We start from the raw sequence: 18107 nt of genomic DNA, 5'->3' as shown, positions 1-18107 counted from the left end.
GCAATCATGTACTTTGATCAGTACTCCATTACCTCGCTACGCTACATTGACATCTCTTTTAAGAACTTGCTGACCTGGTAAGCCTCACGGCCGGTCATTTATATATCTTCAAACTTCTGTTCGTCCAAGTCTTGTTCGTCTTAAACGTGTTTCCGTCTGTTTCAATCTTTTTCTGTTATCTTTCCGACATCCGCCGTTCCGATTTTTTTTCCTTCCTTTCGGTTGGGAGTGCAAAGGTAAGGATCTTTTTTAAACTTCCAAATAAAATAAACTTTATTTTTTCAGCCCTCTTTTTCTTCTTTCCCCTTATTTCAATACGCCGGTGTTAACCAGCTTTCCGTCCTTCCGAACCGGGCTGCAAAGGTAGCAATCTTTTCCGCTCCCGCAATATTTATTTTAAAATAAATACCGCTCTCCCGCTATGCCATCCTTTCAACCAAACCCTTCCTCCGAAGCGGGATGCAAAAGTAGGATTTTTTATCGTACACGCAAAGCTTTTTTAAGGATTATCCAAAGGTCTCGGATAACTGCGTGGTTTTCAACAGGAAAAAGTTTTGCAGATAGCAAAACTTTTTGAAAGAATGCGTGTTTATAGCAGTCCCCCCTTCAGGCTTCCGGAGTTTTCCCTGCGCCCGGCCATTTAAAATCCCGGAAGACCCTGCCACCTAAACCCGATAGCAGCGGGCATCCCGATTTTCATCGGGATAAAGCGGATAGCGGGAACCAGCTTATATAGTAGCACCGAACCTGCTTTGCTAAAAAAAACAAAAGCACTCCTATATCTTTATATAGTGTAGCAACAACGTGTGAGTGAATAGAATCCCAAGTTTTCCTGAGCCAGGCCGTTTAAGACTTCGGAAGGCCCTGACACCTAAACTCCACAGAAGTGGAAAATCCAATAGTGAGGAACGAACCAAGGCTTTTCAACAGATGGCGGGACAAACCTATATAGTCGTACTGAACCTGCTTTGCTAAAAAGATAAACAATGTATTAATAAGCAAACCTCCGAAGTTATACCGAGCGCATTTAAACTTCAGTACATATCTACTAAATACATACCTATATACATTATATAAACAAAAAGATAGCAAAAAAATCAGACTATGCTATATATATGTTAAAAATTGTTAACTGTTATATTGTACTGAATTGCTTTGCATAGCTTAGCGGCCAATTGTTTTTATTGATGTTATCGTATTATTAATTATCTTTGCAGAATGTTTAAAGTTAAACACTTAATTATTTTAGTATTTGTTTCCGCTCTGGGTATTGCGGGTTGTAAAAGTCGTTTCGAGAAATTGAGAGCGAGCAATGACGTTGCAAAAAAGTACCAAGAGGCTCTTCGTTTGTATAATAAACGCGATTACAGTAAGGCATTGGTGCTTTTTGAGGATCTTTCTCAAAAATATAGGGGCCGTGCAGAAGCTGAGGATCTGAACTATTATTATGCTTATACTTTATATAGATTGAGTGATTATACAACTGCCAGATACCAGTTTAAAAGTTTTGCAGATACCTATCCAGCAAGTAAAAATGCCGAAGAAGCGAGATACATGGCTGCTTATTGTTTCTATTTAGAATCTCCAAATTTCTCTTTAGACCAGGAAAATACCTATAAGGCTATTGATGCACTACAATTATTCATCAACTTATACCCTACCAGCGATCGTGCTGCAGCCGCGGGCAAATATATTGCCACATTAAGGGGTAAATTAGAGGATAAAGCTTTCGAAAATGCCAAAATGTATTTAACTACCGGACCAAGCAATGTAGATAATTACAGAGCAGCGGTTATTGCCTTAAAAAATGCACAAAGAGATTACCCAGACATTAAATATGCTGAGGAAATGGATTTCTTGATGATTAAAGCGCAGTATTTATACGCAAAAAACAGTTATATCATCCGCCAGGAAGACCGTTATAATGAAGCACTTGCCTTATATACTGAGTTTACCGAAAACCATCCTGACAGTAAATACACTAAAGATGCAAAGGTACTTAAGGATGATGTGGAGGCTGGTATTGTGGCGACAAAACAAGAACTGGCATTATATGCTGCTGATCAGGAAAAATACAAGCAGATGTTGATTAAAACTGGTAAATTAAAGGATACCGTTTCTACAAAACCAACTAATGCTGATAACACGAATATTAAAAACAAGTAATACATGAATACTAACAAACCTGCTGTACCAAATACTACAGTAACCAGAAACGTACACGATTTAGATAAAACTACAGATAACTTATACGAATCTTTAGTGGTAATTGCTAAAAGAGCAAATCAGATTTCGAACAACGTTAAAGAGGAGTTACACGGTAAATTGGCAGAATTTGCTTCAAGCAACGATAATTTAGAAGAAATTTTCGAAAATCGCGAGCAGATTGAAATCAGTAAACATTACGAGCGCATGCCGAAGCCTGTTTTGGTTGCTATTGATGAATTTTTAAACGAGAAAATTTATCACAGAAATCCTGCTAAAGAACAAAAGTAACTGGCGTAGCGCATAGCGTTTAGGGCAAAGCGTTTAGCACTACGCTCTATGCTCCATGTCTTATGTACTCTGCGCATTATGCTAAAAAATAAAAATATAATCCTTGGCGTTTGCGGTAGCATCGCAGCATATAAGTCGGCTTTTTTAGTTCGGCTGCTCGTAAAAGCTGGCGCAAACGTAAAGGTTATTCTTACCCCTGATGGTGCTAATTTCATTACACCACTTACCCTTGCTACGCTTTCTAAAAACCCTGTTTATACGCAATACTTCGAAGAAGAAACTGGAGTATGGAGCAATCATGTTGAATTAGGCTTATGGGCCGATTTGATGATCATCGCACCAATAAGTGCCAACACGCTGGCCAAACTGGCAACAGGCATCTGCGATAATTTATTAACAGCTGTTTATCTATCGGCCAAATGCCCTGTGTATGTTGCCCCGGCAATGGACCTGGACATGTGGAAGCATGAGACTACACAAACTAATATCGAAAAGATTATCGGTTTTGGCAATACGGTTATTGCACCTGCCAATGGCGAACTTGCCAGCGGACTTTGGGGTGAAGGCAGAATGGCAGAACCTGAAGAAATTGTTTCTTTTCTGGATGATACCATTAAAAGATCGATGCCTTTATTTGGCAAAAAGGTAATGGTTACTGCTGGTCCTACGTACGAGGCTATTGATCCGGTACGTTTTATTGGCAATCACTCATCAGGCAAAATGGGTTTCGCGCTTGCTGATGAACTGGCCAGCCTTGGAGCTGATGTTACATTAATTGCCGGACCAACTGCACAAAAATCTGATCAAATCTTAAAAAGGATTGATGTAGTAAGCGCCCAGGACATGTTCGATGCCTGTTCATCGGTATTTGCTGATACCGATATTACGGTAATGTGCGCCGCTGTGGCAGATTATCGTCCTAAACTGATTGCTGCTCAAAAAATCAAAAAGCAGGATAGCGGCCTGGTTTTGGAACTGGAAAAAACAACGGATATACTCGCTTTTTTAGGTAAAACGAAAAAAGAGCATCAGATTTTGGTTGGTTTTGCTTTAGAAACCAATGATGAAGAAAATTATGCTAAAGGCAAACTCGAGAAGAAAAATCTCGACCTCGTTGTTTTAAATTCTTTAAATGATAAGGGTGCAGGTTTTAAATCAGATACCAATAAAATTACTATTTTTAACAAAGCTTTAGAACGGACAGTATTTGAAATGAAATCGAAAACAGCTGTTGCTAAAGATATTTGTGCGGCCATTTTAAAAATTGCAAAATGATAAAAAAGATTGTTTGGATATTGTTATTGATTGGTTTCGGCAAACTACAGGCGCAGGAGTTAAATGCAAGGGTAACTTTGCTGGCTCCCCAGGTTTCGAACATCAGTAAGCCAACTTTAGATGCGCTGCAAAAAACAATCCGCGATTTTTTAAACAATAACAAGTTCAGCAACGAAAGTTATAAGCCTCAGGAAAGGATTGAATGTAGTTTTGTGATTACCATAAATTCCTGGGATGGTGGTTCCGGATACATTGCTGAAGCGCAGATCCAAAGCAGCCGCCCTGTTTTTAACAGCTCTTACAATAGCACTTTGTTAAATATGAGTGATAAGAATTTCGATTTTAATTTCAATGATGGCGCTACAATCGACTTTTCTGATCAGAATTATATTTCCAATATCAGTGCCCTCCTCACCTACTACGCTTATACCATCATCGGAATAGATAAAGATAGTTTCAGCAAAATGGGTGGTACTCCTTTTTATAAAAAAGCACAGAACATCATTAACCTGGCGCAAGCTTCGGGCAATACCGGCTGGAGAGCAGCTGATGGTTTACGCAATCGTTTTTGGTTTAATGAAAATGTTTTGAACCCTATTTTTAGTGAGCTGCGCAATTTCATCTACAGCTACCATTTAAATGGCCTGGATCAGCTAACTGATAATGATAAGGGTTTAACACAGATTGTTGCTGCCCTACCTGCGCTGCAGCAAATGGATAAGCAGAAACTGGGTTCTATTTTCCCTAATGTTTATTTCGCATCAAAAGCTGAAGAAGTAACCAATGTACTTTCTAAACTAAATGGCCAGGAACGCATGAAAGCTTATAATATGTTGGCAGAAATCGATCCGGCGAATATTGGCAAATACGAAGGACTGAAGAAGAATTAGTTTTTTGGGTTAACTGGTTAATTGTTTAAATCGGTTAATCGTAAAATAACTTTCAGTCAACCAGTTTCAACAGTTAACACTTAAGTTGTTTTTCTATTAGTGATAGTTGTTTTTGGGAAAGCAGTCTCAACATTTCAAATTAAAGCCACTCCTGCTTTCGTTCATACGCCTGCAGGCCTTATCCACGGGCCGGTATCCACATCAATCAGGTTTAATAACATCAGTCAGTTTTTTATAGTGGTGGTTTTTCTTTCTAAAGCTGAACCCTCATGCTAGCTGCTCATGCAACTAACTTGTAACACAGTTAACCAGTAAGTAGTTTCCCTATTTGTGGTGATTAATTGTTTAGCAAAGCAGTCTCAGCATTTCAATTAAAGCCACTCCTGCTTTCGTTCATACGCCTGCAGGCCTTATCCACGGGCCGGTATCCACATCAATCAGGTTTATTAACCTAGGTCAGTTTTTCATAGTGGGGATTTCCTTTCAAAAGCCAGATAAGCATGCAACATTTGGCTTTCTTATGCGTCCTATATCACAGTTAACCGGTTAACCAGTTAAGACAAAAGTTAAAAATTTGTTAAAATATTTTGATCTTACGAATATCTTCGTACATTTGAATACGAAATAATTCGTACAACTTGTAACATATGACTAATCATAACATCAAACCAACAGAAGGTGAAATGGAAATCCTCCAGGTGCTTTGGCAAAAGGGGAATGCAACGGTAAGAGAAGTTCATGAAGCGTTGAATAAAAAAGACTCTGGTTATACCACTACCTTAAAACTGATGCAGATTCTGCACGAAAAAGGAATGGTAGAAAGAGATACCAATCAAAAAACGCATATCTATAAAGCGCTTGTTAGTCAGGATAAAACTGAAAAACAATTGGTAAACAAAATGATCGATAACGTATTTAACGGATCGGCAGCAAGATTGGTCATGCAGGCTTTGGGTAACCATACTGCAAGTGCAGATGAGATTGACGAAATCAAAAAGTATTTAGATAGCCTAAAGTAAGGTTAGCGTTGAAGGTTGAAAGGTGTAGGGTTTAGATCCCTAATAAACAGTAAAATTTTCGGATTGTCCCCGTATAAAAAATTAAAACCACCGTTATGGAAACTTTATTACAACAGTTCATCAAAGCATTTGGCTGGAGTATTTTAAACTCACTCTGGCAAAGCGCCATCATTTATGGCATCCTATTTATCGTAATGCTGAGCATTCCGAAACTGCCGGCAAAACATAAGCACAACCTTGCTTTTGGTGCCATCATTTTAATGTTTATTGGCTTTGGCTATAATTTCATTCATCAGTTAACTTTGAATGTAAATAATCAGGCTCCTGCAATCAATGCACAAAATATACAGGTTTACCAATACTTTAACAACCTGCCACCAAGTTTTAGCAGCAAGGCAGAACAGTATTTCCCTGTTGTAGTAATATTCTATGTTATCGGTATCTTGCTTCAGTTATTCGTTATTGTTAAAGGCTATGGTCAGCTTTCAAAACTGAAAAAAGAAAGTTTAAGTGCCATTCCAGATAGCTGGAAAGCCATTTTCGAGCAGGTAACTGCCCACCTTAAAATCAATAAAGTTATCCGGTTCCATTTATCTTCTATTGTTAATGTGCCTTTGGTTATCGGTTATTTAAAACCTGTGGTATTATTTCCATTGGCCCTGGTAAACCAGTTAGACAACGATCAGGTAGAAGCGATATTAATCCATGAGTTATCGCACATCAGAAGAAACGATTTCTTATTGAACCTGATTAAAACAGCCATAGAAACCTTATTATTCTATAATCCATTTGTATGGATGGCAGGTAGATTTATACATATTGAGCGCGAGCATGCCTGCGATGATCTGGTATTAAAAATTACCGGAAAGCCACTGAATTATGCCCATGCCCTACTTAAACTCGAACTATTAAAAGACAAAAACAGTCCGGCTTATGCATTAGCAGCAACAGGCAAGACCCAGAATTTGTATCAACGCATAAAAAGAATAACCAACATGAAAACAAATTATTTAAACGCCAAACAACAAATGGCAGCCTTAACTTTAGGAGTAGCCTGCTTGTTTTCCATTGCCTGGATCAATCCGACAGAAAAGAAAAAAGAAAATAAAAAAACGTCTAAAATTGAGGTTTTGAGCGTGATAGACCACCATGATGTAAAAACCCTTGTGTGCGCTGATACCACTAAAAAACGTAAAATTAAAATTGTAACGATTGATGCGGATGGTAAAAAAACCGAATATAACTCGGTAAAAGAAATGCCAGATAGCCTGAGAAAAGATTTTTACAGGGATGAGCTTTTTGCTGCTAAGAATATATACCGCATTCATGCCGACAGTTCTTTTAAATTCAGATTTAATGACTCACTGATACGCAACAAAATTTACAAAGAGTACAATTCACCGGAAGCACAAGCCAAGTGGAAAAAATTTGGCGAAGACATGGCCAAACAATATAACTCACCAGAGGCACAGGCTAAATGGAAAAAATTTGGTGAAGATATTGCCAAACAATACAATTCACCAGAAGCACAGGCCAAATGGAAGAAATTTGGAGAGGAAATGCAAAAGAAAATGAATTCTCCTGAAGCCCAGGCAAAATGGAAAAAAATGGCTGAAGATATGAGCAAAGAATTCGGTTCACCAGAAGCACAAGCCAAATGGAAAAAAATGGGTGAAGATATGGCGGCTAAAATAAATACGCCAGAATTCAGAGCACAAATAGATAATATCAGAATACAGGCCCTGAAATCAGGAGAAATCGCAAGATTATCTGGCCTAAACATATTACGTTCCGATTCTTTGTTTAAAACTAAAGGTTATCAGCTTTCTCCGGATGGTGTAATTTTTAAATACAACGATAACTCGAACAGTAAGGTTAGACAAACTGAGGAGTACAAGAAATTGAAAGAAAAATTCGACAACGAAGTAAAAGAGCTGAAAGAGAAAATGGAGAAGAAAGAGAAAAAGGAAAAGGTAGAAAGTGGGCACAAAAGTTCACAGGTAACTCCGGCAGTGATGTTATACAACAATCAGGATTTTACCAGCGCCGTTAAAGCCCTGAACACATTAAATGCTGTAGTAACATATAAAAAATCTGATTTTACCAATGCCGATCAAATAGCGCTAAAAAGTTATGTTCAGGCAACCAACTTAAAAATTGCTGCAGATAATGCAATTAATATTTCGATAAAATAACAACACAAAAACCAAACAGATTATAACAGCGAAGATTATTCTTCGCTGTTTTTGTTTTGTATTCACCTGTTGAATAAATTTTGATATTTTTGCTTAGCTATGCTACAAAAACTTTCTATACGTAATTACGCATTAATTGACAGTCTCGATATCGAATTTGATAAAGGCTTAAATATTATAACAGGTGAAACTGGCGCTGGTAAATCCATCATTTTAGGGGCATTATCGCTAATTTTAGGCCAGCGCGCAGAAAGCAAATACTTTTTTAACCAGGATAAAAAATGTGTTATTGAAGGAAGTTTTGCATTGGCAGATGAAAACCTGAAAGAACTTTTTGAAGAAAATGATCTAGATTTCTCGAACGAAAGCATTTTGCGCAGAGAGATATCTATAGACGGTAAAACCAGGTCGTTTATTAACGATACACCGGTTAATTTATCAATTCTTAAACAAATTGGCGAAAAGCTGATCGACATCCACTCCCAGCATGCCACCCAAGAGATTAACGATACCGATTTTCAACTGTTAATTGTCGATTCTTTAGCTAAGCACCAATCGCTATTGTTTAATTACCGCAGCGGGTTTAAAAAACTTAAACAAGATACCAACCTGTTGAAGAAATTGGTGAGCGAGGCCGACGAAGCAAGAAACAGGCAAGATTATGAGCAATTTCTGTTTAACGAGCTCGAACAGGCAAAATTACAGGAGGGCGAACAACAGGAGTTAGAACAGGAGTTAGAACGTTTAACACATGCGGAAACCATAAAAAGAGCCTTACTCACCGCTTCCGGTTTAATTAACGAAAGTGAACCTTCTGCCCTCCAGATTTTAAAAGAAGCTTCGTTACAACTACAGAGTATAGAAAAATTCGATCCGGCAATTAATGTGCTGTATGAACGTTTACGCTCATCGATTATCGAAATAAAAGATATTACCGATGAGGTTTCTGGCATTGAAGAAAATACCATACATAGTGCCGATCGTTTAGAGCTGGTAAATCAAAGACTGGATCTTTTCTATTCACTCCAGCAAAAACACCGGGTTGCCAATAATACCGAATTACTGGCACTTCAAAAACAATTGGAAGAGAACCTGAACAAACTCCTATCTTCTGATGAGCATATCGAAAAACTACATAAAGAAATCGATCAACTTAAAAAAGAACTACATAAACAGGCCGATCAATTAAGTGCCAACCGCAAGAAAGCAATTAAAGTTGTAGAAGAACAAACCGGCATTACCCTGAAAAAAGTGGGGATGCTAAATGCCAAATTGCTTTTAAACCAAAAAGTACTGAACGAATTAAATAAAGATGGTTTAGATGAAATAAATCTCCTCTTTACCGCCAATGCCGGTCAGGCGCCTGCACCGGTCAATAAAGTGGCATCTGGTGGTGAGTTATCGCGACTGATGTTGGCCATAAAAGCTTTACTGGCTAAACACACTTCGTTACCGACCATTATTTTCGATGAGATTGATACCGGAATTTCTGGTGAAACCGCGTTAAAAGTTGGAGAAGTAATTTCCGATCTAGGACAGAACATGCAGGTAATTTCGATTACACATCTCCCACAAATTGCGGCTAAAGGCATATCACATTATTTTGTTCATAAAAATGAAGACCGCGGAAAAACTACAACAGGCATCCGTAAACTTAAACAAGAAGAACGTATTGGTGTAATTGCTGAAATGTTAAGTGGGAAAAACCCAGGTTCGTCTGCCATGGAAAATGCGCGCGAGTTGCTAGCCTAATTCTTACATTACGTCATCTCGAGCGGAGTGCAACGTAGTCGAGAAATCTATCTAGGCAGATCTCTCCATTCCACTGCGTTTCAGTCGAGATGACGACTTTTCTTATGGATTTGTTAATGGTAGGGAAATGTTGTTGTGCTGTCAGATGTTCCTATCTGACAGCTAAAAAGAAAAGCACCAATAATTTTACATCAGGTATTAAACAAAACTAAATAATTAGTTTATATTTAGTCAATGAAATCTTTTATACTTCTACTTTCATTATTAATCGTCGGTAAACTTTGTTCTGCTCAACAAAATTATATCCTTTCGGGCATGGTAAAAGATAAACATGGTGAGGCTTTACCCGGGGCTGGCGTATATGTAAGCGGTTATAAAATTGCAACAGTTTCTAACAATGATGGCACATACACACTACCGCTAAAACCTGGTAACTACGATATTTTAGTACAATTAATCGGCTATAAAGCTTTAAACAAAAATGTAGTAATTGCCGATAAAGCCGTAAAACTGGATCTTACCCTCGAAGAAAGTGTAACCCAACTGGCCGAAGTAACCATTAAACCCGATCCTAACAGGGAACATTATATTGCCATGTTTAAGGGGTACTTTATTGGTACCACCCCCAATGCAGAACAATGTAAACTCATCAATCCGAACGTACTGATTATCGATTACGATAAAGAGGAACATAAACTTACAGTTAAAACCACCCAATTTCTGATTATTGAAAACAAGGCGCTTGGATACCGCATTAAATACCTGCTGAACAATTTTGAATACGAGAGCAAAACCAGGATCATTTATTATGAAGGTTTCCCCTATTACGAAGATTTAAAAGGATCGGCACGGCGAAAGAAAATTTGGGAGCAAAAGCGGATTACGGCTTATCTAGGTTCGCCACAGCACTTTTTTAGGTCCATTTATCATCACCGCGCTACCGAAGAGGGGTTTATGATTAATAAACTGGTTAGCATACCAAATCCGGATAAACCTTCAGACAGTGTGATTAACGCCAACATTAAACGCTTAACAAAAGTACAGGATGGCTTAACACGCACGTTAACTTTTATGCCTGGAGATTCTTTGAGCTATTGGATAAAAAAGAAAAATCTTCCAAATGGGATTTCTATTTTAAGCCGTGCTCCGGTACTACAGGATACATTGGTACACATGAAGAATCAGAGTATTAAAAGCTTCAATTTTACTGATCAACTTTATGTTGTTTACACCAAAGAAAGGGAAGATCCTTCTTACGCCAACCGGATCGGCCTGTCTATTGCACGGCCATTAGATATGCCAGATTACCAGATTTCTACCATTACCTTACAAGTTGTTCCGGTATATTTTTATGAAAACGGATCTATTTACAACCCTCGTTCGATGATTTATTCAGGTTACTGGGGCTGGGAAAAAATTGCCGATAGCGTACCCATGGATTATTTGCCGCCAGCCAGTTTGGAGGGGAAATAACCTTTCATCCCCTTAAAGGAAGGGCGGTTATAGACCAAGTATTTCTTTATTGTTATTGAAAAGCAAATACAGTACTTTTTTGGCTTCGAAAGTACCGCCCTCCGTTACAAATCCTCGCCCCTCATGCTTCGGGCTTTGGGTTTTTCACTTTGGTCGGGTTTAGTTGGCAGGGCCAATTATACTATTGAGGGTTTTGGAACCATGCAGCACCTACCTTTGTTAAATAAACCCGACAGAGCGGGTAGCCCGCATCACGATTTTTCATCGGGAGAGGACTACAAGCGATGGCGGGACTGCTCTAGCCATGAAAAACAGGCCTTTCGTTTCCAAACCCGAAAACATTTCCTAATATTCACCTGGCCTATTTTGAATAAATTCCGTTTTAAAGATCCTTCGCTCACTCAGGATGACAAATTTTATCAGGTCGCTCGCAGCCAGAAATAACGATTATTTGTAAATGTTAAATTTGTTAAAAATCTTTTGCGTTTTTAATAAATATTACGCCTTTTGGTTACATTCGTCTCTATGATTAAAAGCCTTTTAGTAGCCCTTACGCTAATCATGTTGGGTACTAATGCCATTGCTCAAAACACCTTCTCGATTAGCGGTTTGGTTAGGGATCAAAAAGATGGATTACCTGGTGCAAGTATCTATTTAAGTGGATATAAAATTGCTACAGTGGCTGATAACGACGGACGATTTAAATTATCAAACCTAAAACCTGGCAGTTATGATCTACTCGTTCAGCTGGTTGGTTACCTCCCCTATTCTAAAAGTGTAATCATTTCTGATAAATCCGTGCAGGTAGAGCTGGTTTTGAAAGAAAATGTTGCGCAACTGGAAGAAGTTGTAATTAGGGCCGATCCAAACCGTCAGAAATACATTAACCAGTTTAAAGATTTTTTTATTGGTAAAACCCCAAATGCCTTACAATGTAAGATATTAAATCCGCAGGTTTTAAATGTAGATTTCGACATTACTAAAAGCACCTTAACGGTTTCTACAACAGAGTTTCTGATTGTAGAGAATAAAGCTTTAGGTTATCGGCTAAAATATATGCTCGACCGTTTCGAGTATAATTCGAGAACACACATTATTTACTATTCCGGTCACCCGTTTTTTGAGGAATTAAAAGCATCGGCAGCTAAAAAGAAAAAGTATATCGCCGCCAGAGAGGTTGCATATTATGGTTCTTCGCAACATTTCTTCCATTCGCTTTATGCTAACAAAACAAAAGAAGAAGGATTTATCATCAACAAGATGGTAAAAGTGCCTAACCCTAACCGCTATCCCGAATATTTAATTAATGCCAATTTAGAGAAAATTAAGGCCGTACCCGAGAAAACGGGCATCAGGCAGAATAAAGGTAAAATAGATACGGCCCTACTCGCCTTTTGGACCAAACAAAAAGAAATGCCCCGAACCATTGATAAATTTTCGAGAGCGGAGGTACTTACCGATACCTTGGTGCATTATTTTAACCAGAACTTAAAATACCTTAGTTATACAGATGCATTGCTGATTCAGTACACCAAGGAAAAAGAATCTCTGGCTTATTCTAACACCGGATTTTGGATCTTCAGACCTTTGGATGTACCCGAAAATGAAATTTCTGTTGCCAACTTAACTGGCGAAGGCGTACGTTTCTATGAAAATGGTGGCATTTACGACTCCCGATCGCTCTTGTACGAAGGTTTCTGGGCTTACGAAAAAGTGGCAGATATGGTGCCGATGGATTATGTACCGCTACCGAAGAATAAGTAAAGAACGATGTGAGACGAAGGATTGACCTAAAACTAAAAATGTTGAAAAGTCATCCTTTTTAGAAACTAAAATTGCTAATATTTTTAGTAATTTTAGTTTATGATTGGCGAAGAAGAAAAACAATATTTTAAAGGACGGGGCGCTCAGGTTAATCCACACAACAAATTTCTAAAAGATGTTTACGTAAAGGAACATGATGAAGGCATAGACGATTGGGAAGAAAGCGATCGTAAAACCTCCTTTATTTTTGAAAATTCGAAAACCATTGTAAACAAAGTTGACAGCCCTGATGTGGGCATGGCTTATTCTTTAAACCCTTACCAGGGCTGCGAACATGGCTGTACTTATTGTTATGCCCGCAATTCGCATCAATATTGGGGTTATAGTGCTGGAATAGAGTTTGAGCGGAAAATAATTGTTAAAAAAGAGGCTCCAGCGCTATTTAAAAAGTTCTTAGAGAAAAAAGGCTGGGATGCCACTACCATTTCCCTTTCTGGCAATACCGATTGCTACCAACCTGCCGAAAGAAAGTTTAAACTCACCAGGCAGTTGCTCGAAATTGCATTGGCCTATAAGCAGCCCATTGGTATGATTACCAAAAATTCGCTTATTCTTCGCGATCGGGATATTCTACAAGAAATGGCGAAGTTAAATCTCTGCATGGTTTATGTGTCAATTAATAGCTTAAACGAAGATTTACGGCAGGTAATGGAACCCCGAACTACAACTGCCAAACAGCGGTTAAGGGTGGTAGAAGAATTGAGTAAAGATGGAATTCCTATGGGTGTTATGGTTGCCCCTCTTGTTCCGGGACTAAGCGACCACGAAATTCCGAAAATTCTAAAAGCCGTAGCCAATGCTGGTGCTATAAAAGCCGGTTATACCGTAGTAAGGCTAAATGGAGCTATTGGGCAGATATTTGAAGATTGGCTGCGCAAAAACTTTCCTGATCGTTTTGATAAAGTTTGGCACATGATTCAAAGTTGTCATGGTGGCCATGTGAACGATTGCAGATTTGGCGATCGGATGCGCGGAGATGGCAATATTTCGCAAATGATAAGAGATAATTTCAGGCTGCACTGCCGCTTAAATGGCTTAAATGTAAAGGATATTATTTTAGACCATACTTTATTCAAAATTCCGAGTAACCAGGCAAGTCTGTTTTAAAAATTTTGAGGAGAAAGCCCTCAGCGCTCAGGGCCGTGGTTTTATCATCACGGCCATCTCAAAGATTATTGGTCACGATTTGTAATCCACGTTGATAAAACTTAGTTTTAGCTCCATGAACATTGCATTAGTAACCTACCTCGATAAAGGAGCTTATGATAGCACCACAGTTGAAAGCGAGGATGATAAACTCTTAAATTTCCTGAATGAAAAAGAGCTCAACATTGAAAAAGTAATCTGGAATGATCCACGAGTAAACTGGGAAAACTATTCGCTTGCCATCTTAAAATCGCCATGGGATTATTTCGACCTGATTGAAGAGTTTTACAGTTGGCTTGATTTGTTGGAAGCAAAAAATATAAAATTGCTTAACCCCATTGAGGTAGTAAGGTGGAACGCAAACAAACAGTATCTACAGGAAATTGAAGCTGCCGGATTAAAAATTACACCTAGTTTTTTCCTTCAAAATAAAGAAAGTGTAAATCTTGAGCATTTCTTTGAGAAATTTAATACCAATAAATTAATTGTAAAACCATGTGTGAGCGGTGGTGCAAAAAATACATTTAAGGTAACTACAGATAATGTGAACGAGGTTAATCAAAAATTAAATCTCCTTATTCAGGATGAAGATTTTATCATTCAGCCATTTCTACCTGAAATTCTGGAAAGCGGTGAATGGTCTTTCATTTTTTTTAACGGAGCGTATAGTCATTCGTTAATCAAACAGGCCAAGCCTGGCGATTTTAGGGTGCAGCCTGCGCATGGCGGATCTGTACATCCACAAAAACCGAGTGAAGAACTGATTGCTACAGCACAGCAATATGTTACGTTGTTTGCTAAAGACTGCCTTTATGCACGAGTTGATGGCACTATCGTTAATGGCGAATTTTTGTTGATGGAACTGGAATTGATAGAGCCTTTTCTGTTTTTGAACACAGAAACCGAAAATTATGAGCGGTATTATAAGGCGTTAGTAGAGTTGATTTAAAATAAAGATGGTCATTTCGAGCGAAGTGAAACAAAGCCGAAAATCTACAATAAATCTCTCCATTTCGCGGTGCTCGATCCGATAGCTATCGGATCGAGATGACGATCCTTTGCGTCTTGACATCACCAATTATTATGTTTTTATAAAGGTTGGCACTCCTTATGACGATCGTCCAGGATTGCATGCATCTTTTTCGCACTCCAAAAACAAGTAAAAATTTAGCTCACATTAATTATTGTCTTAAACAAAAAACTCCCGATTTTCATCGGGAGTTTTTTATTTATTTACTCGAAGAGTCTTCTTCTTGTTTTGGCTCTTCTTTTTTCTTTTCGCCTTTTTTGTGATTAATTGAAATCAGTTCGGTAGTTTTATCGTAATCAATTTCTAAAACATCACCCTCGGCCAGTTCGCCTTTAAGAATCTCTTCAGCAATTGGATCTTCTAAATATTTCTGAATTGCTCTTTTTAACGGACGAGCACCAAAATTACTATCAAAACCTTTATCTGCAATATATTCTTTAGCATTATCAGTTAATGCAATTTCATAACCAAGGGTATGAACGCGACCGAACAAAGCTTTTAACTCGATATCGATAATTCTGAAAATTTCGTCTTTACCTAAGCTATTGAATACCACCACATCATCAACACGGTTTAAGAATTCAGGAGCAAAAGCACGTTTTAATGCACTTTCAATTACACCACGACTGTGAGAATCGGCCTGGTTTGTTTTCGCTGTTGTAGAGAAACCAACACCTTGTCCAAAATCTTTAAGTTGACGGGCACCAATATTAGAAGTCATGATGATGATTGTATTTCTAAAATCAACTTTACGGCCTAAACTATCGGTTAACTGTCCTTCATCCAAAACCTGCAATAAGATATTGAATACATCCGGGTGAGCTTTTTCAATCTCATCCAATAAGATTACAGCATAAGGTTTTCTTCTTACTTTTTCAGTTAACTGTCCACCCTCTTCATAACCTACATATCCCGGAGGCGCACCCACTAAACGTGAAACCGCAAATTTCTCCATGTACTCACTCATGTCGATCTGGATCAAAGAATCATCACTATCGAACATGAAACGGGCCAGTTCTTTCGCCAGCTCTGTTTTACCTACACCTGTTGGACCTAAGAAAATAAATGAACCAATTGGTTTTTTAGGATCCTTTAATCCGGCTCTTGTACGCTGGATAGCTTTGGTCAATTTCTTGATCGCATCATCCTGACCAATAATTTTCTCGGCCACTTTATCGTACATATTCAACAGTTTTGCACTGTCTGTTTGTCCAACACGTTGTACTGGAATACCAGTCATCATCGAAACCACTTCGGCTACGTTATCTTCTGATACTTCGTAACGCTTAGTTTTGGTTTCAGCTTCCCACTCTGCCTTAGCTTTATCTAATTCTTCAATTAAATTTTTCTCGGTATCGCGCAGTTTCGCAGCTTCTTCATATTTCTGGCTACGTACAACCTTGTTTTTCTCTAATTTGATATCTTCAATTTTAGCTTCGATATCAATAATATTCTGCGGAACGTGGATATTGGTTAAGTGAACACGCGAACCGGCCTCATCTAAAGCATCAATGGCTTTATCTGGCAAGAAACGATCAGAAATATAACGCGATGTTAAAGTAACACAAGCTAAAATAGCTTCGTCAGTATAAGTTACACCGTGGTGTTCTTCGTACTTATCTTTAATACGTGTTAAAATCTCAACAGTTTCATCCGGCGTAGCTGGCTCTACCATCACTTTTTGGAAACGACGGTCTAAAGCACCATCTTTTTCAATGTACTGACGGTATTCATCTAATGTTGTGGCACCAATACATTGAATTTCTCCCCTTGCCAAAGCAGGTTTGAACATATTGGATGCATCTAATGAACCTGATGCGCCACCAGCACCAACAATGGTATGAATCTCATCAATAAATAAAATTACATCAGTAGATTTTTCAAGCTCGTTCATCACGGCTTTCATACGTTCTTCGAACTGGCCACGGTATTTTGTACCGGCCACCAGCGATGCCAAATCTAACGTAACTACACGTTTGCCAAATAGCACACGCGAAACTTTACGTTGTACAATGCGTAAGGCCAGGCCTTCTGCAATTGCCGACTTACCAACACCTGGTTCTCCAATTAAAATTGGATTGTTCTTTTTTCTGCGGGATAAAATCTGCGATACACGCTCAATTTCTTTCTCGCGGCCTACAATCGGGTCTAAACGACCTTCTTCTGCAGCTTTTGTTAAATCACGGCCGAAGTTATCCAAAACAGGGGTTTTAGATTTTATATCTGAAACCTTTTTAGGTGTACTAAAGCTTTCCTCTTCGCGATAATCGTCATCGCCTCCTGTAGAAGCACTGTTTGAGATATCATCTCTGAAACCATTTTTATTCACTTCAACCTCCTGTTTAAAAACATCGTAAGTAACACCATACTGCAATAAGATTTGTGAGGCGATGTTATCATCATCTCTCAAAACCGATAACAGCAAATGTTCGGTGCCAATTAAATCGCTTTTAAATATTTTGGCTTCTAAATAAGTGATTTTTAAAACTTTTTCTGCCTGTTTTGTTAATGGAATATTGCCTAAGTTTACTGTAACACTCGAAGTACCGCGAACGGCATCTTCAATTGAGCGGCGCAATTTACCGGTATCAACCCCTAACGATCGTAAAATTTTTATAGCCATGCCATCGCCTTCGCGGATGAGGCCCAATAATAAATGCTCGGTTCCGATGTAATCGTGCCCTAAGCGGAGCGCTTCCTCCCTACTAAAAGAGATTACATCTTTAACCTGTGGTGAAAATTTTGCTTCCATAATACCTTTCTTAACAGCTACGTCCCTAAACTATAAAATAACTTTATAAAAACGAACGTACTGTTTTCTTTATTTTATCAACAATTGCGCCATATGGGTGGATAAAGAGGCTTTTGAATGCCTGAGAACCCAAAATTCAATGTAAGATTATCGTTTCGATAAATATTATTTTATTTATATCTATCTACGTAATAAGTGTTCTAAAGGTTTTAAAGGGACATTTGCCAAAAACATCCAGTTAAAGATATTTTATTG

The 18107-nt window shown here is 38.3% G+C and carries 12 protein-coding genes and 1 pseudogene; 11 read left to right on the top strand and 2 right to left on the bottom strand.

All coding sequences use genetic code 11. From position 1 onward, the window contains the following. The first annotated feature begins 1218 nt into the window (after nucleotides 1-1218). From AC07VK_RS24295 to AC07VK_RS24275, 5 genes are all read left to right on the top strand, one after another. Nucleotides 1219-2166, top strand: coding sequence for an outer membrane protein assembly factor BamD (locus tag AC07VK_RS24295; RefSeq protein WP_492960722.1), 948 nt, complete (start codon nucleotides 1219-1221; stop codon nucleotides 2164-2166). A gap of 3 nt (nucleotides 2167-2169) precedes the next feature. Then, nucleotides 2170-2496, top strand: coding sequence for a DNA-directed RNA polymerase subunit omega (locus AC07VK_RS24290; protein ID WP_025145617.1), 327 nt, complete (start codon nucleotides 2170-2172; stop codon nucleotides 2494-2496). Nucleotides 2497-2574: 78 nt separating this feature from the next. Next, nucleotides 2575-3771, top strand: coding sequence for a bifunctional phosphopantothenoylcysteine decarboxylase/phosphopantothenate--cysteine ligase CoaBC (gene coaBC / locus AC07VK_RS24285; RefSeq protein WP_492960720.1), 1197 nt, complete (start codon nucleotides 2575-2577; stop codon nucleotides 3769-3771). After that, nucleotides 3768-4661, top strand: a complete 894-nt coding sequence (gene porD, locus AC07VK_RS24280; RefSeq protein WP_492960719.1) for a type IX secretion system protein PorD — start codon at nucleotides 3768-3770, stop codon at nucleotides 4659-4661. Before coaBC ends, porD begins: the two co-directional genes overlap by 4 nt. A 647-nt stretch (nucleotides 4662-5308) precedes the next feature. Beyond that, a complete protein-coding gene (locus tag AC07VK_RS24275; protein ID WP_057934613.1) occupies nucleotides 5309-5680 on the top strand; it encodes a BlaI/MecI/CopY family transcriptional regulator in 372 nt (123 codons plus the stop codon). Between the two features lie 2 nt (nucleotides 5681-5682). Here the strand turns inward: AC07VK_RS24275 and AC07VK_RS24270 are convergent. Continuing rightward, nucleotides 5683-5769, bottom strand: a pseudogene (locus AC07VK_RS24270) (hypothetical protein); the annotation flags it as partial. Nucleotides 5770-5775: 6 nt separating this feature from the next. Here AC07VK_RS24270 and AC07VK_RS24265 point away from each other — a divergent pair. The 6 genes from AC07VK_RS24265 to AC07VK_RS24240 all read left to right on the top strand — a co-directional run bounded on the left by AC07VK_RS24265 (nucleotide 5776) and on the right by AC07VK_RS24240 (nucleotide 15019). Beyond that, a complete protein-coding gene (locus AC07VK_RS24265; protein WP_492960717.1) occupies nucleotides 5776-7875 on the top strand; it encodes a M56 family metallopeptidase in 2100 nt (699 codons plus the stop codon). Between the two features lie 99 nt (nucleotides 7876-7974). Beyond that, a complete protein-coding gene (recN, locus tag AC07VK_RS24260) occupies nucleotides 7975-9627 on the top strand; it encodes a DNA repair protein RecN (RefSeq protein ID WP_492960715.1) in 1653 nt (550 codons plus the stop codon). 234 nt (nucleotides 9628-9861) lie between these two features. Continuing rightward, nucleotides 9862-11100, top strand: a complete 1239-nt coding sequence (locus AC07VK_RS24255; RefSeq protein ID WP_492960714.1) for a carboxypeptidase-like regulatory domain-containing protein — start codon at nucleotides 9862-9864, stop codon at nucleotides 11098-11100. Nucleotides 11101-11625: 525 nt separating this feature from the next. Beyond that, a complete protein-coding gene (locus AC07VK_RS24250; protein ID WP_492960712.1) occupies nucleotides 11626-12864 on the top strand; it encodes a carboxypeptidase-like regulatory domain-containing protein in 1239 nt (412 codons plus the stop codon). A 99-nt stretch (nucleotides 12865-12963) separates the two neighbouring features. Next, a complete protein-coding gene (locus AC07VK_RS24245) occupies nucleotides 12964-14031 on the top strand; it encodes a PA0069 family radical SAM protein (protein WP_492960710.1) in 1068 nt (355 codons plus the stop codon). Nucleotides 14032-14146: 115 nt separating this feature from the next. Further along, nucleotides 14147-15019, top strand: a complete 873-nt coding sequence (locus AC07VK_RS24240) for an ATP-grasp domain-containing protein (protein ID WP_492960709.1) — start codon at nucleotides 14147-14149, stop codon at nucleotides 15017-15019. Between the two features lie 280 nt (nucleotides 15020-15299). On the opposite strand, the gene AC07VK_RS24235 is transcribed toward AC07VK_RS24240, so the two are convergent. Continuing rightward, nucleotides 15300-17852 carry an ATP-dependent Clp protease ATP-binding subunit gene (locus AC07VK_RS24235; RefSeq protein WP_492956076.1) on the bottom strand — a complete coding sequence of 851 codons (2553 nt, stop codon included), beginning with the start codon at nucleotides 17850-17852 and terminating at the stop codon, nucleotides 15300-15302. Between the last annotated feature and the right edge of the window lie 255 nt (nucleotides 17853-18107).

The organism is Pedobacter sp. GW821-FHT01D05, from assembly GCF_059422505.1.
Note: the sequence above shows the minus strand (reverse complement) of the source record. Positions and strands in the feature narration are given on the sequence as shown.

What these genes read in the sequence shown, in the direction of transcription:
- AC07VK_RS24295 (WP_492960722.1), top strand. Translation starts at nt 1,219, where the DNA reads ATGTTTAAAGTTAAACACTTAATTATTTTAGTATTTGTTTCCGCTCTG.
- AC07VK_RS24290 (WP_025145617.1), top strand. Translation starts at nt 2,170, where the DNA reads ATGAATACTAACAAACCTGCTGTACCAAATACTACAGTAACCAGAAAC.
- coaBC (WP_492960720.1), top strand. Translation starts at nt 2,575, where the DNA reads ATGCTAAAAAATAAAAATATAATCCTTGGCGTTTGCGGTAGCATCGCA.
- porD (WP_492960719.1), top strand. Translation starts at nt 3,768, where the DNA reads ATGATAAAAAAGATTGTTTGGATATTGTTATTGATTGGTTTCGGCAAA.
- AC07VK_RS24275 (WP_057934613.1), top strand. Translation starts at nt 5,309, where the DNA reads ATGACTAATCATAACATCAAACCAACAGAAGGTGAAATGGAAATCCTC.
- AC07VK_RS24265 (WP_492960717.1), top strand. Translation starts at nt 5,776, where the DNA reads ATGGAAACTTTATTACAACAGTTCATCAAAGCATTTGGCTGGAGTATT.
- recN (WP_492960715.1), top strand. Translation starts at nt 7,975, where the DNA reads ATGCTACAAAAACTTTCTATACGTAATTACGCATTAATTGACAGTCTC.
- AC07VK_RS24255 (WP_492960714.1), top strand. Translation starts at nt 9,862, where the DNA reads ATGAAATCTTTTATACTTCTACTTTCATTATTAATCGTCGGTAAACTT.
- AC07VK_RS24250 (WP_492960712.1), top strand. Translation starts at nt 11,626, where the DNA reads ATGATTAAAAGCCTTTTAGTAGCCCTTACGCTAATCATGTTGGGTACT.
- AC07VK_RS24245 (WP_492960710.1), top strand. Translation starts at nt 12,964, where the DNA reads ATGATTGGCGAAGAAGAAAAACAATATTTTAAAGGACGGGGCGCTCAG.
- AC07VK_RS24240 (WP_492960709.1), top strand. Translation starts at nt 14,147, where the DNA reads ATGAACATTGCATTAGTAACCTACCTCGATAAAGGAGCTTATGATAGC.
- AC07VK_RS24235 (WP_492956076.1), bottom strand. Translation starts at nt 17,852, where the DNA reads ATGGAAGCAAAATTTTCACCACAGGTTAAAGATGTAATCTCTTTTAGT.